Genomic DNA, 14090 nt, shown 5'->3' with positions numbered 1-14090 from the left:
TATACCGCGGCTTGGCTGCTGAATGCTTATGTGTTCCCGCCTGCGTTTCCGGCTAAATCGCCACCCACATCCTCTTCATCGTCAGTTTCGCCCGTCAAACCTCGCTGTACATCATTATCATCCACTTCTTTTTCCTCATTTGGACTTTGTTTTGCCTGGCCTTTATCATCTTCGCCATCTTTTGGGTCATAATTATCTATCATCATCTTCTTTTTTAATACGGAACAAAAATAATCCTGATAAGGTTTGAAAATAATTCCTTTTTGGAAGATTAAAAGAACCTACCAAAACAAGAATGTTTAATACGTAAACTATCAGATAAGGGAAAGCCTTATCTTCCAGGTTGAAGCTTTCTATTTCTGCAAATAGCTACGTGTAAATCTGTTAGGGAATCATTAAAATTCTTCCGAATTTCCCCGACTTCTCCGCTTCTCGATGTGCACTTTCGGCGTCAGCAAGCTTAAATACTTTATGAATGGGCACTTCTACTTTACCTTCTGCAACCCACCGAAGGGATTTGTGAAGTAGATCACCTACAAATGGTTCCTGCATTACCGCTCCGAGTAAGCAACCAATCACGGTGAGGCGGTGTGACAGGATGTATAGCGGATCAATAAAGTTTCCTTCCCCCGCCCTTCCTGCAATCAACACTACCTTACCACCATTTTTTACCGCCTTCATGCCATCCACCAGTACTTCCATACCTACTGTATCAATAAAGACGTCTACGCCATGCTCATCAATTTTTTTCACCTGTTCATTAATGGGTTTTTCACCCGAAACAACTGTTTTCCACACACCGAATTCGTCCAAAGACCTGAGCGTGTTTGCGCTTCTTCCGGTAGCAATCACTTCAATTCCATCATTCACAAGTAATTGAACAACTGCATTGCCCACCCCGCCGGTTGCACCGCTTACCAGCACCCGCTGACCAGGTTGTATAGCACTCAAATGAATGGCCAGCGCAGCCGTTCCCACCCCAATAAATGCAGCTATTGCCAGTTTTGGTTCCATTCCTTCTGGAATCGCATAAGTGGAAGCGGCATCAACGGCCCTAAGTTCAGCATGCGAACCCGCCCAACTAAAAGTGATCACTTTCTGCCCTACCTGAAAACCAGTCACGTTAGCGCCAATCTCAATAATTTCTCCAGATGCAGCATAACCCACAATGTAATTTGAGGTAGGTGGCGCAGAAAGCAAACGGTTAGACAAATCGCCGCCTTCAATGCTGATCACTTCCACTTTAATCAGTACCTGATTTGAGCCAGGTTTGGGGTCTGCTACTTCGGTATAGGAGAAAACCTCTGGCCCTCCATTCTTTGAATATACTGCTGCTTTCATTCGAATTAAATTCTATTTTTCTGAAATGCCTTGAGTACTGCAGCGGTAACCAGTGCGCCGCTTAAGTAATAAGCAATGGTAAGTACTTTCGTTTTATTGCTCCTGGCAACAGTAGTTTCGTCAAGCCCCAATGGCTTTGCAAGTTCTGTTGCACCAATTCCGGCACTAAGTCCGGAGAAGATCGCTTTTAACCAAATGTGTTTTTTGCCACCTGCACCAATCAAACTGTAATAAAACGTATTCGACAGAATATCGCCCGCAAGCGTGGCCAGATAAAGTTGTTTCTCATTATTAATATGTCCACCCACTGTACCGAGGATGTCATTTAAAGCTTCCTCGCCAAGCAAATCTATTCTGGGCATATCTTTTCCTGTCCTTTTCAAGCCCTCATGCAAAAGATTTAAAGCCACTGCCCCGGCCAATCCTGCAAATATCTGATGTAATTTTTTCATATGTTTTTATGATTGCAACGGTGATTCCGCTTAATAGTCAATCACAAAACAGACTTATTTGATGAATGGTTTTCAACTTATTCAGGTATTTATCTGCCCATTACTCCAAACAAGTTTGAGTGACCAAAAACCAGCGAAGAACCCAGACTAAATTACGACCGTATTTATTTGGATACAGATTACTATATTAGCGATATGACGAACAGAGAAGTGGTCAGGTTGTATCTGACTGAAGAACTAAAAGATTCAACAAGGGGAATGTTTAGCTTCGCGCAAACATCATCCGCTGTAGGAATGGAACCTGGTGATTTAACAGCAGCATTAAAGGAGCTTGTCCTGGATAAGGTTATTACCATATTCGAACAAGAAAACCCCGACGATGTATTTATCGAATTGCAATTATAATGGCTTCGGATGACGAAAGGGAAAACGTTTACCTGGTATATAATAAAATTGCAGGATGGTTTTCTGAAAACAGACCAACTGAGCTGATTGAAAAAGCACACCTTGATGACCTGATCGACCATATACCGGCAGATGGGCATGTCCTGGATTTGGGTTGTGGCACCGGACAACCAGTTTTACAATATCTGATCAGCAAGAACTTGAAAGTAACGGGGGTTGATGCCAGCAAGGAAATACTTTCCATCGCCAGAAAGAACTTTCCGGAAAGCGAATTTCTTTTAGAGGATATGCGTCATCTTCATCTGAATCAAAAGTTTGATGCCATCATCGCATGGCATAGCTTTTTCCATTTACCAATCAACGATCAGCCAGCTATGTTTGAGCTTTTCGAAAAGCATTTGAATATTAACGGAATCCTACTTTTTACTTCCGGAACAGAACTTGGAGAAGCCTGGGGAATGAACGGTGGTGAAAATCTGTTTCATGCATCACTAAATACGGAGAATTACAGTCAACTCCTGAAACAACATCATTTTAAAGTATTAAAACATGTCGTCAATGATCCGGATTGCGGGCATGCAAACGTGTGGATGGCGAGATTTTGCGGTTAAAACAAGAAAACATTTTAGAGTTGCCATGGTTAAGTTAACACATGAGCATCAAATCAAATGACGGGATATTCCGGACAGTTACTTCGATTATCCTTTACACGGCGGGATTAGTGATCCTGCTTTGGTTCCTTTACAAAATACTTAGTGTTGTACTTCTGGGGATTTTCGCCATCGTTCTGGGGGTAATTATCAATGCGCCTGTAAGCCGCCTCGAAAAGAAAGGTATGAAACGGTGGTTAGCCTGCCTTATTATATTCTTTATCATTTTTGGCATTACCCTTCTGCTTGGCTGGATGGTGGTTCCTCATTTAAGTAACCAGCTGGATGTTTTGATTGGAAACCTTCCAAAATATTATTCCAGCGTATCAGGTTACCTGGATTCCGTACTCCGGAAATTTCCTGAACTCAGAAAAGAGATCAATGAAGGAGGTGCCTCCATTTCCTCAGCAATGCCTTCCATTGGCAACACGGTAATGGGGCTCGGTAATTTTTCATTTTCAGTGCTTGGTGGTATTTTCGTCTTCATCGTATTCATTTGTATGGTGGTTTTCTTTGTCGGCAATCCAAAACCTATCGTCGAACTTTACCTAACTGTATTTCCAGTCAAGCAAAGAGAAAAAGCAGAAAAAGCAATGAAACATACCTCAGTAATGCTTGTTGGCTGGATGAAGTCTAACCTGATTGGTGGGGCAATCGAGGCCGTACTGGTTTACGGTTTTTTAACATTAATGAATGTTCCTGGTGCATTGGTGTGGGCTGCACTGGCCTTTTTTTCAGAACTGATTCCCAAAATCGGATTTTATATTATGGCTATTCCTCCCACTCTGGTAGCACTTTCTGTGAGTCCGGCAACGGCATTTTGGTGTCTAATATTTTTTCTGTTACTTAACGAACTTGTTTCTGATTTTCTGATGCCGAAGCTGAGGTCATCCACCATGAACATCCATCCTATGTCGTCATTGTTTCTGCTTTTGGCTATGGGAACCGCATTCGGCCTCACAGGTGCACTGCTTGCCACACCATTGGCGGCAATCATCAAAGCCTATTATGAGGAATTTTATCTCCGACAGTTCCCTGAAGATCCGCAACTTGAAAACCGGACGAAGGAAATTATTTATTCCTAACTCCCAATACACCAGCCGGGTTTAACCCAACCCAACATCCATCTGAAACAAAAAGCCAGGTTATCAGTTATTCATGCTCAAAATCAGGAAGCATAAATAAACGCATTTAAAGAATGGAATTTTACAAAAACAAGAAAAAATCAGCACAACTTATCATCATATGCCTGGGCATATTTATTTCCCTGGTCGCCGTATTTTTGTATAGCATCGGTTTATTCACCGGCGACATCAGCACCAAGCTGGCTGGAATATCTGCTGTATTGGCACTGATACTGATCATTGTCATCGTCCGCATGCTCCTATCTTTAAACCAGTCAGCCCCACTTCTTACACTCAGTAAAGAAGGAATTACCTCAGCGGTTACCGCAGTGAGCAAGGCGGCAGGCCTGATCTACTGGCAAGATATTCAGGACATCACCATTACGAAATCCGGTTGGGATACGTTAATATTACTCCAGGTTGGCAGAGCAACTTACTATATGCCAATCATCGAGAAAAAACTATCGGCGATGGCAGTAACCGGTATCCAGGATTCAACTGATACCCTCCAGATTTTCCTTACCGCATCTGAACTGGATATGGACGCAAAAGGACTATTGCGCATCATTCAGGATTACCGAAGTGAGCATGTTTAAAGTAAACTGTTACAGGATATTTCAATTCCGTACGCCTTCAATCAAATTTTAAAATATCGCCGGAATCCTGATATAACCCATTGCTGGGCGATGCGTGGTTAATAAATGCATATTTTAGTTGATCAACAACTCAAGATGAAAAATATAACATTTTGATTTTCAATTAATTTTAGTATATTTGAGAATAATTAAAATAAAATATAATGCAACAAGGAACAGTAAAATTTTTCAATGAGACAAAAGGTTTTGGATTTATCGTACCAGCTAATGGCGATGCAGAACTTTTTGTACACGTATCTGGTTTACTAGATAACATTCGTGAGAATGACACAGTAAGTTATGATGTAGAAGAGGGCAGAAAAGGCCTGAACGCAATCAATGTTAAGATAGGATAAGATCGTACCCTTCATAAATTGTTAAGAACATCCGCCCAAAAGGCGGATGTTTTTTTTTGCTCATTACGCCTGCCATTTCTCCAGGCCGGCATAAGCCCTATCCACCGCCTTCGCTTCTACATTGAGCTCAAAATCCCTTTCAAAGCCTGCATCGAAAACCTTAAAATTAAATAGCCCCTCACCTCTGATTATTCCTGTGATGAACTCCCGGAAAATGCGCTCAAAAACAGCAAAATCCCTTGCCGGTTTACAGACCAGCAAATAATCGCTTTCCGATTGAACGACCACCTCCTCCAGATCATCCGCCCAACGGGAAAGCAGCATAGCTGGTAGAGTTGAAAACGCCTGGGCATCGATAAACTGTCCAACGGCCTGTAAAAAGTCCCTGTTCAGATCAGATGTGCCCGATGCCTTCCAGCAGCCGCCCTTCATATCCAGCTCCCCCAGGATTTCATCATCCCGCAAAATCATAAACGGTTCACCGTTATTCTCCTGCAAAAGCAGATAAGCGCTGAAGCCAAGCGCTGAGGCTCCATCCTCATGGATATAATGTAATTTGATCATACGCTTAAAGGATTAATGATTCGCCTGAAGGTCAGATTTAACCTCGGGCGCATAAAGGCTTTGGATTTAGCAATCCTATGGTCCCATTTCTGCTGCAAATCACCCTTCATCAACAACAGCGAACCATGCTCCAGTCGCACGGAATGCTTCACTGCATGATCGGCCTTCAACCGGATATCAAAGCTTCGCACCTGTCCGAAAGATACCGAAGCAATAATCGGATGCGAACCCATTACTGTTTCATTATCGCTGTGCCAGGCTACTGAATCCTGCCCATCCCGATAATAATTGAGCAACACGCTGTTGAAGGCAATGTCTGCCACGGGTTCCACCAGCCGCTTTAATGACAACAAAGGTTCCGTCCAGGGCAATGGCGCAGACTTACCGAGCGCAGTATAATCCACCTGCGTCTCATTACCGTAAAAAGCAGATAACCTTGGCGTTATCACTTCCTTATCGTAATACTTCACCACTTTTTGTTTCCATGGTGTAGTGGAAAGCAGCTCAGCCAGCATGGCATCACTCTCCCTCTCCGGAATAAAGCCCGCGCGATATTCCAGTACATCCAGGGGCAAGCCCACTGTCTGCCCCGCTATCCCAAAAAAGCTCAGTTGTTCCATCCTGACAAAAAATAAAAATATTTAATTAAACAAGCTCAGGTCAGGCCCCGAAGGTTTATTATTATCCTCGTCCTTATTCCTGGCATTATTCAGCTTGGCATCTACCTGCCAGCCTTTTAGCAGGAAATCATCCACCGGATGAAGCACCTTTAGCCGCTCCGATGCAGGTAGTTCCCTATCCAGCCATATCCCACTTTCGCTTTGCGAAAGCAGGCAAGGCATCCGGTCGTGTATTTTCGACATAAAATTATTTGCCGGCTGCATAATCATCGTACAGGAAGGGATCACAATACCCGTTTTAGGATCTTTCCAGCTGTCCCAGAAACCTGCCAGCAGCATAATACCTTTGTCTACACGCTCAAAAAAATAAGGTTGTTTCACCTTGCTGTTCCGGTCCCACTCATAAAAACCCTCCACCACAAACACACAGTGCCTGCGGCCAATCAGCTGCCGGTAGCTCGGCAGGCTGTGCATGGTCTCTATGCGGCAATACGTGGTGGCAAACTTGGGTACTTCTCTTGATCCTGAAGGGATCAGCCCCCATTTCACGTAATGCAGTTTGCCGGGCCTCGCATCCAGAATCACCGGCATATCTGTTCCCGGCGGACGGTTGGTATCCTTTTCCTTTGCCTCACCGCCCAAAATCACGCCGGCTTTGGCCGCCATCGCCTTACTCTCCCCAATTAATGTTCTTCCACACATCTTCTTTTCCTCTCTTCCCGGCAACACCGGAATCGTTTATCCAAAAACCTTAAACCAAAAATCTATTTTACTTTAATAATATCCGTCCAGCGGGTGGTATAACCCTTCGACAAAAACTCATGCTTCAGGCGCCACTTTTTCTCATATCCTTCCGTCGCCATGCGCAGCGTGCCCCTGCCATAAGCCAGGTTCAGTTTATCGAGCACTTCCGATACCCTGTCCTTCTTTCCACCATCGTGTGCAGAAAAAATATTCAGCTGCAATTCCGATTCGGGTACCAGTCCAGTGGCAATCACCCCCGCCTTGCGGTACTTCATGCCGTACTTAAAAAGCCGGGCCGATACGGTTACCGCGATTTTCACCAGATCGGAGGTATTATTGCTCGCAATGAGCAGCTTGTGGGTATGCGAGGGAAAATGTTGCGGATGATCTTCCCTGTTCTCATTGGTATATAAAAACACCTGCAGATACAGGCAGCGAAGTCCCTGTGCACGCAGCTTCTCGGCCAGTCTTGTGGCATAAAGCGTCACTGCTTCCGCCAGGATGTCTGGCTGCTCAATATAATTTCTAAACGAGCGGCTCACGGTTACCCCTTTGGTACTTTCGCGTACTGCATCAATCGGTATGGCCGGCCTTCCCCAAAGCTCATTCCACATTCGCTGACCAATAATGGTCATGTGTTGCTTAAACCACATTTCTGGCATGTCACGCAGCTGACCAGCAGTTTCAATTTTCAACTCTTCAAACTTTTTATAATACTGGCGTCCCACGCCCCAAAGGTCGTGCACCGGAAAATCATGGACTGCAGCGGTTATCTTTTCATCCGTATCCAGCACCATTACCCCATTGTTTTTCTTGGCCAGTTTATTGGCCAGCTTGGCCAGTGTTTTGGAAGGTGCAACACCAATCGAAACCGGAATACCCGAGTTCCTGACCACCGATTTCCTGATCCTGGGTACATAAGCTGCTAAATCCGAAACCCCGCCCAGCCAGCCAAAAGCTTCATCAATCGAATACACATCCAATCTTGGAAACCATCTGGCCAGGTTATGCATCACCCGCTCACTCATATCCCCATACAATACATAGTTGCTGGAAAACACCTGGATATCGAACTTTTTAATCAGGTCGCGAACCAAAAACTCCGGATCACCCATTTTAATACCACAGGCTTTAGCTTCCTCACTCCTGGCAATCACGCAGCCATCATTGTTGCTCAGCACCACAATCGGTAAACCATTGAGTTCGGGGCGAAACAAACGCTCGGCAGAAGCATAAAAGTTATTACAGTCACAAAGTGCAAACATCCCTGTACCTCCCCTGCTTTAATCCTGCCGGCAGCATGCCCCGGCAAATCGCCGTTACCACACCCCAGATGGAAATTTCCGACATGTCCTTTTCCAGCGTATCGCCTTTATCATTTCGCAAAGCGGCCTCCCCGCCAATCACCATGTACATCCTGCAGGAAAAACAGCCGGAAATAAAGGCAATTACTACTGCACCGGCACAAACTTTCAATGAACGGTCTACCACCAGGATATCTCCTGCATCAATGCCGAATGAATGCATTGCCTCACCCTCCATCTTGAAGTAAAAGGTTGTATGCGGATCAACCACCAGCTTTTCAGCAATATCCAGTCGTCCTTCCAGGTAATCTGCGGCCGGAGACTGAAATCCCGAAATCTTTTGCTCTGCTCTTTTCTCAAACGACCTGATCATACATCCATTGCTTTACCACAACAAATTTATACTAATTATTTTAGCAAATTAAATTTAAAGCTAATTTTGTTAGAGAAATAAAACAACCAGTAAGAATAATCCAGGTACAGGTGTCTGTTACCAAAACTTTGCCCTGCTTCCTAAAAACGTTTTGACCTTTTGATGGTTAGGATTTAGCGGCATAAGATGCAAGCTCAGGAATTCCTCCGGTTCATTTAGGAAATGCTCAATCGCCTCAACCTTGCCAGATTGATCCGGCAAGTAAAAAGATGCTGTATTTTAGTAACAATCAATTGAACGACCTTCTGAATTCCATTGGAGAAATTGTCGTTTTAGACTTAAACAGATTATTGAACGATTGAGGATGCTCAAATCCCAGTGCATATGCAACCTCTCCTACAGAAAGGTTTGTGGTTGAGAGCATCTGTTTGGATTCAATGATCAGTCTTTCATGTATATGCTGCTGCGTACTTTGTCCGGTTAGCGAACGGAGCATATCAGTTAAATAACTCGAAGAAAGATTTAGCTGGTCTGCAAAGTATGAAACAGAGGGTAACCCAAATTTCAAAGCCAAATCATCCTTAAAATAGGCATCCAATAGGGTCTCGAATTTCTCAAGCACATTACCCCCTACTGCCTTTCGGGTAATGAATTGTCTTTTATAAAAACGATTGGCATAGTTAAATAGTAATTCAAACTGTGATATGATCACATCGTGGCTGAAATCGTCTATCCTAGCATTCAATTCATTTTCGATAAAACTAAATATAGAAAGGATTGTATTTTTTTCTTCTTCCGAGAGATGTAACGTCTCTTTAATGGAATAGGAGAAGAAACCAAACTGCTTTATCTTTTTAGCAAGCGGGTAGCCTAAAAAGAAGTCGGGGTGTATAAACAATGAAAACTGAGAACAGGCAGAATCTTCAGAACCTTTACCTCCGATAATCTGACCAGGTGCAGCAAATAATAGTCCGCCCTGATCAAAGTCATAGTAATCCTGTCCGTATTCTACTTTGCCACTTAACCTTGGTTTATATGATATCTTGTAAAAACCCAGCACATGGCGATGGTGAAGTTTATCAGGTGGCATAAAACTATGCACTTCGTTTATCATGCTAACCAGCGGATGCCTGGGTTCCGGCAGGTCGAAAAATAGATGTGCTTCTCTGAGTGATTTAAATTTTGTAGGTGCCTGTTCCTCTTTTTTCATAAATTCTTCCATTAAAGATAATAAAACCGGCTATTAAAATAACCGGTTTTATTTAAAATTATCCCTTATTACCCTGTGCTGATCTTGAAACTTCATCCCACAATTCCCATAAGGCAATACGTTCTGCATAAACCCCCTTGATCAATGGAAGATTATGGCTTCCCATATTAAAACGCAACGGTGGGTTTTCAGCATCTACAACTTTAAAAAGCGCTTGTGCCGTTGCATTAGGATCTCCCTGCTCAAAGGACGAAAGGTTTTTAATAAATTCTGTCTTCAGCGCTGTGTACGCCTCAATATTGCCTGCGAACTTTAATGATTCCTGACTACCGAATTCGGTAGCATATGCTCCTGGTTCAATAATGGTGACTTTAATTCCAAACTGCTTTACCTCTTCTGCAAGACTTTCGTGGATGGCCTCAAATGCCCATTTTGAAGAGCTGTAATATCCCAAAACCGGCAAAGTGAAATGCCCGATGTTACTTGAAGTTCCTAAGATATGGCCAGAACCTTGTGCCCTCAAGATGGGCAACGCCGCCTGAATTACGCTTACCGGACCAATAATGTTGGTTTCATACAAAGCCCGGATTTCATCTGCAGTTGCTTCCTCAATAGTGCCCACTAATGAATAACCTGCGTTGTTTAGCACAATATCAAGTTTTCCAAAATGTATATGAGCTTTTTGAACTGCTTCTTTAACCTGATCCGGTTTTGTTACGTCCAACTCCAGCGGCAATACCTGGTCGCCATACTTTTCGCTGAAATCAGTAATGCTCTCCAGCTTCCTTGCTGTAGCCACTACTTTATCGCCACGTTTTAATGCTGCTTCTGTCCATACACGCCCGAAACCACGGGATGACCCCGTAATAAACCATACTCTATTTTGCTGTTCCATAATATTTATTTATTTCTACACGACAAAATTAGTGAGACCTGCTTCTGCATTTGTAGGCAAAGCGCAGATTTTTGTAGGCTAATAGCGGAACATTTATCCCCTTAAGATTGCAAAATCTTCCCCCCCTTTAGATCAAGCTTTCCGATGGACAGATCCGCCATTATAAGCTGAATACCATTTATACTGTCTTTCCGTAAATTAATGCAGGCCGCCAGACAGGCTGCCAAAAGTGTGAGCATCATCAAAACTAATATCTATATTTGGTGAAGCTCACTACAGATGGTCATCGAACACCAGCAATATGATTTATTTGGCAAAACGTTATTAGAAGTTTTGGTATTGAAGCAGCCTTTTGTTCACGAAATGCGTAACTATTGAAAGCATTTATGTAATCAGGCTGCGAGTATTCATTGATCTATCTTAACTGTCGAACAGCATAAAATAGATTCCTGATATTGTATGCAATTAATGTTATACATACCACATCGACAGCAATCACACAAATTGATTTAAGTACATCACGACTAAAATCCATTATAAGAGATTGCGGCATTAACCAGATTAAGAACCCAGCTGTAATGATGTTAAGTAATTGAATGAGTATTGGTTTCATTGTAAAAAATTACCAGATTAAGATCGCTAATTATGAGCATTAATTAATAGTGAAGATAGACAATAGAAAAAATATACCAACATTTTTTTCAAGTTTTTCTGGCAACCCTCAATCCCCCCTTATCAAACCCAACCAGTTTGTAACTCCCCCTTCAATCCCAAAACCAATCCGTAACTCAAGAACTTTATTTGGATTTATTCTCAATAAACTTAACTTTGCAAAAAATGCCACACGGATCCGACCCCGTGTGGCGTTAGGGCGCTAAGCCCAACAACTTCTAACATCAAATTAAAAGTAAATGCAATTTAAGAAAATTTTACGCTTAGGTGTGTGCTGCACCGCAATATTTGCAGTTCAAGCCAGTTCTGCTCATGATCTGACAGCCATTTATAATACAGCTAGTCTTCCGAAGTACCGCAATGACGAACAAACTGGGGTAGTGAGAGGCCGGATCACCACTGCTGATGGTGGCGTAGCTGCAAATGTAACGGTAGTGTTGAAAGGCACCCGCCTGGGCGCGGTTACCGACGAGGATGGCTTATACCAGATCCGACGTGTACCGGTTGGCGATTATACCCTTGTGGTTTCAGCAGTCGGCCTTTTTCCAAAGGAAAAACAGATCCATGTTTCCTCCCGGAGTACTGTTATTGCTGATTTTTCGTTAAAAGAAAATCATTCGGAATTAAACGAGGTACAGGTAAACACCAATAAGAAAAAATATAAAGTAGATAAAGTATCCCCTTCACTGCGCTTACAATCACCGCTGATCGAAGTGCCACAGAACATCCAGGTGGTAACCGGCAAGGTACTGGCTGATCAGCAGGTATTTGATATTGTTGATGGCATCACCAGAAATGTGAGCGGTACGTTACGCGTAGGCCACTGGGATGCACAATATGCCAATATCTTTATGCGCGGTACCAGTATTCCTGCCTTCCGCAACGGGATGAACCAAAAAATGCCATGGGGACCATTGGCTGACGATGCGGCAACCATTGATCGCATTGAATTCGTAAAAGGCCCATCTGGCTTTATGATGGCCAACGGTGAGCCCGGCGGTATTTACAATGTGGTAACCAAGAAACCTACGGGTCAAAACAACAGTTCGGTAAGTGTAGCTGCCGGTGGTTATAACCTGGCACGCGCAGCTGTCGACCTGGATGGCAAATTAAGTCGCGATGGCAAGTTATTATTCCGCCTGAATGTGGCCGCACAATCTAAAGACAGTTACAACAAATACAATTACACCGATAAATATATCATCGCGCCAGTAATCAGCTATCAAATCGACAGCAATACCTTAATCACCGCTGAATATACTACCCAGCACGTAGAGGCACAGGCACTGGGCACATATGGTTTTTCGCCAAAAGGTTTCGCAGATACCGATCCCAGTTTCTTTCTGGGCGACCCGGCACTGGACCCGGCAAAGCTTTATGACCACAATGCCACCCTTTATTTCAGCCACCGTTTAAACAAAGACTGGAAAATCAATGCGCAGGCAGCCTATCTCCGTTATGGTTTAGATGGCGGTACCCCATGGCCTTCCACCATCGCAGCCAATGGCGATATGAAGCGTTACCTCAATATCAGTGAGGAGCTGGCCATTAACAAAAACCTACAGGTAAGCTTGATGGGCGACGTGGCTACGGGCGCTGTTGTGCACCGCATTCTCGGCGGACTAGATATGGGTAACCTGAAAACCTGGGGCGATTTCTCCAGCGTAACCAAACCTGACCTGCAGTTGGCAAATAATGCAACCTTTAATATTTACAATCCGGTGTATGGTATTCCTTTCGGTAATATCCCTGTTTTCGATCGTTCACGCAGTATTCAGAACCGTTCGGGATCAAATGTATATGCCACTAACCTCACTTATACCGGTGCTTACTTACAGGATGAACTCCGCATGCTCGATGGACGTGTGCGGTTAACCTTAGCCGGTCGCTTTACACATGCAGTAACCGTGGGTAAAACCAACCTTACACAAATATCCGATAATGTTTTCAGTCCGAGGGCTGGTTTAAGTGTGACCGTTGCGAAAGATTTCAGTGCCTATACCCTTTACGATCAGAGCTTCCTGCCTGTTGCCGGTCAGGACTATGCCGGAAATCCTTTCAAGCCGATCCGCGGTAATAACATCGAGCTGGGTTTAAAGAAAGATTTATTCGATGGCAGATGGAACGTAACGGCGGCTGCTTTCCGCATCAAAAAGTCAAATGTATTAACTGCCGACCTCGACCCGGCACACCTGGCTTTAAATCCAAATGCACAGATTCAATTGGGCGGCGTCATCTCAAAAGGTATTGAACTGGATGTAAACGGTGAAATTACCCGTGGCCTGAATCTCGTATTAAACTACGCGTTTACCGATGCCACCATCAGTGAAGATGCTAAACCTGAATTAATAGGCAGGAATACGCCTAACTCTGCCAAGCACATTACCAATGGCTGGTTATCTTACCGCTATCAGAAACAGGGGTCGTTGCTGAACGGTTTTGGCTTAAGTGCGGGTTACCAGATCCAACTGGACCGTTACGCCGGATCAACTTCTGTTCCGTTGATGCTGCCTGATTATTACCGTTTCGATGCAGGTGTTTCATATGAGAAAGGTAAAATAACCATCGCAGCGGTAGTGAATAACCTGATGGATCGCCGGTTGCTGACGCAGGGATCCTATACCAAACTGGCCACTGAAACTGCAACATCGGTTTCTTACTATACCTATATCTACGAGGTTCCACGCAATGCGAGATTGAGCCTTACTTACCGGTTTAAATAAGCTGATCTGATTTATAAAAAAA

16 protein-coding genes are annotated in these 14090 nt (G+C 43.7%); 6 read left to right on the top strand and 10 right to left on the bottom strand.

Annotation, left to right across the window (positions count from 1 at the left end; genetic code table 11):
* Positions 1-26 precede the first annotated feature (26 nt).
* From AC570I_RS20465 to AC570I_RS20455, 3 genes are all read right to left on the bottom strand, one after another.
* Positions 27-206: a hypothetical protein gene (locus tag AC570I_RS20465; protein ID WP_497406992.1), complete on the bottom strand. Its 180-nt coding sequence runs from the start codon at positions 204-206 to the stop codon at positions 27-29.
* Positions 207-384: 178 nt separating this feature from the next.
* Positions 385-1341, bottom strand: coding sequence for a quinone oxidoreductase family protein (locus AC570I_RS20460; protein ID WP_497406991.1), 957 nt, complete (start codon positions 1339-1341; stop codon positions 385-387).
* A 5-nt stretch (positions 1342-1346) separates the two neighbouring features.
* Positions 1347-1793: a hypothetical protein gene (locus AC570I_RS20455; RefSeq protein WP_497406990.1), complete on the bottom strand. Its 447-nt coding sequence runs from the start codon at positions 1791-1793 to the stop codon at positions 1347-1349.
* A 195-nt stretch (positions 1794-1988) separates the two neighbouring features.
* Between AC570I_RS20455 and AC570I_RS20450 the strand changes: the two genes are divergently transcribed.
* The 5 genes from AC570I_RS20450 to AC570I_RS20430 all read left to right on the top strand — a co-directional run bounded on the left by AC570I_RS20450 (position 1989) and on the right by AC570I_RS20430 (position 4963).
* Positions 1989-2198, top strand: coding sequence for a hypothetical protein (locus AC570I_RS20450; protein WP_497406989.1), 210 nt, complete (start codon positions 1989-1991; stop codon positions 2196-2198).
* Complete coding sequence (locus AC570I_RS20445) at positions 2198-2809, top strand: class I SAM-dependent methyltransferase (protein WP_497406988.1); 612 nt, start codon at positions 2198-2200, stop codon at positions 2807-2809. The genes AC570I_RS20450 and AC570I_RS20445 overlap by 1 nt, the downstream gene beginning before the upstream one ends.
* A gap of 41 nt (positions 2810-2850) precedes the next feature.
* Positions 2851-3933 carry an AI-2E family transporter gene (locus AC570I_RS20440; RefSeq protein WP_047801069.1) on the top strand — a complete coding sequence of 361 codons (1083 nt, stop codon included), beginning with the start codon at positions 2851-2853 and terminating at the stop codon, positions 3931-3933.
* Between the two features lie 113 nt (positions 3934-4046).
* Positions 4047-4568 (top strand): STM3941 family protein, encoded by a 522-nt coding sequence (locus tag AC570I_RS20435; protein ID WP_497406987.1) that lies wholly within the window; start codon positions 4047-4049, stop codon positions 4566-4568.
* Between the two features lie 203 nt (positions 4569-4771).
* On the top strand, positions 4772-4963 hold the full coding sequence (locus tag AC570I_RS20430) for a cold-shock protein (RefSeq protein ID WP_047801067.1): 192 nt from the start codon (positions 4772-4774) through the stop codon (positions 4961-4963).
* 63 nt (positions 4964-5026) lie between these two features.
* Here the strand turns inward: AC570I_RS20430 and AC570I_RS20425 are convergent, their stop codons facing one another.
* From AC570I_RS20425 to AC570I_RS20395, 7 genes are all read right to left on the bottom strand, one after another.
* Complete coding sequence (locus tag AC570I_RS20425) at positions 5027-5527, bottom strand: hypothetical protein (protein ID WP_497406986.1); 501 nt, start codon at positions 5525-5527, stop codon at positions 5027-5029.
* Entirely contained in the window at positions 5524-6147 is a 624-nt protein-coding gene (locus tag AC570I_RS20420; RefSeq protein WP_497406985.1) for an alpha-ketoglutarate-dependent dioxygenase AlkB family protein, read from the bottom strand. Before AC570I_RS20420 ends, AC570I_RS20425 begins: the two co-directional genes overlap by 4 nt.
* Before the next feature lie 21 nt (positions 6148-6168).
* Positions 6169-6873, bottom strand: coding sequence for an SOS response-associated peptidase (locus tag AC570I_RS20415; RefSeq protein ID WP_497406984.1), 705 nt, complete (start codon positions 6871-6873; stop codon positions 6169-6171).
* A gap of 38 nt (positions 6874-6911) precedes the next feature.
* A complete protein-coding gene (locus AC570I_RS20410; protein WP_497406983.1) occupies positions 6912-8156 on the bottom strand; it encodes a Y-family DNA polymerase in 1245 nt (414 codons plus the stop codon).
* Positions 8140-8568: a LexA family protein gene (locus AC570I_RS20405; protein WP_497406982.1), complete on the bottom strand. Its 429-nt coding sequence runs from the start codon at positions 8566-8568 to the stop codon at positions 8140-8142. Before AC570I_RS20405 ends, AC570I_RS20410 begins: the two co-directional genes overlap by 17 nt.
* A 289-nt stretch (positions 8569-8857) precedes the next feature.
* Positions 8858-9778, bottom strand: coding sequence for a helix-turn-helix domain-containing protein (locus AC570I_RS20400; RefSeq protein WP_497406981.1), 921 nt, complete (start codon positions 9776-9778; stop codon positions 8858-8860).
* Positions 9779-9836: 58 nt separating this feature from the next.
* On the bottom strand, positions 9837-10673 hold the full coding sequence (locus AC570I_RS20395; protein WP_497406980.1) for an SDR family NAD(P)-dependent oxidoreductase: 837 nt from the start codon (positions 10671-10673) through the stop codon (positions 9837-9839).
* Between the two features lie 911 nt (positions 10674-11584).
* Between AC570I_RS20395 and AC570I_RS20390 the strand changes: the two genes are divergently transcribed.
* The gene (locus AC570I_RS20390; protein ID WP_497406979.1) at positions 11585-14068 is read left to right on the top strand and encodes a TonB-dependent siderophore receptor; all 2484 of its coding nucleotides are present in this window, start codon (positions 11585-11587) and stop codon (positions 14066-14068) included.
* Positions 14069-14090: the final 22 nt, after the last annotated feature.

The sequence above is a fragment of the Pedobacter sp. A2324 genome (genome assembly GCF_059693705.1).
The sequence above is the reverse complement of the archived record's forward strand: the minus strand, read 5'-3'. Positions and strand labels throughout refer to the sequence as shown.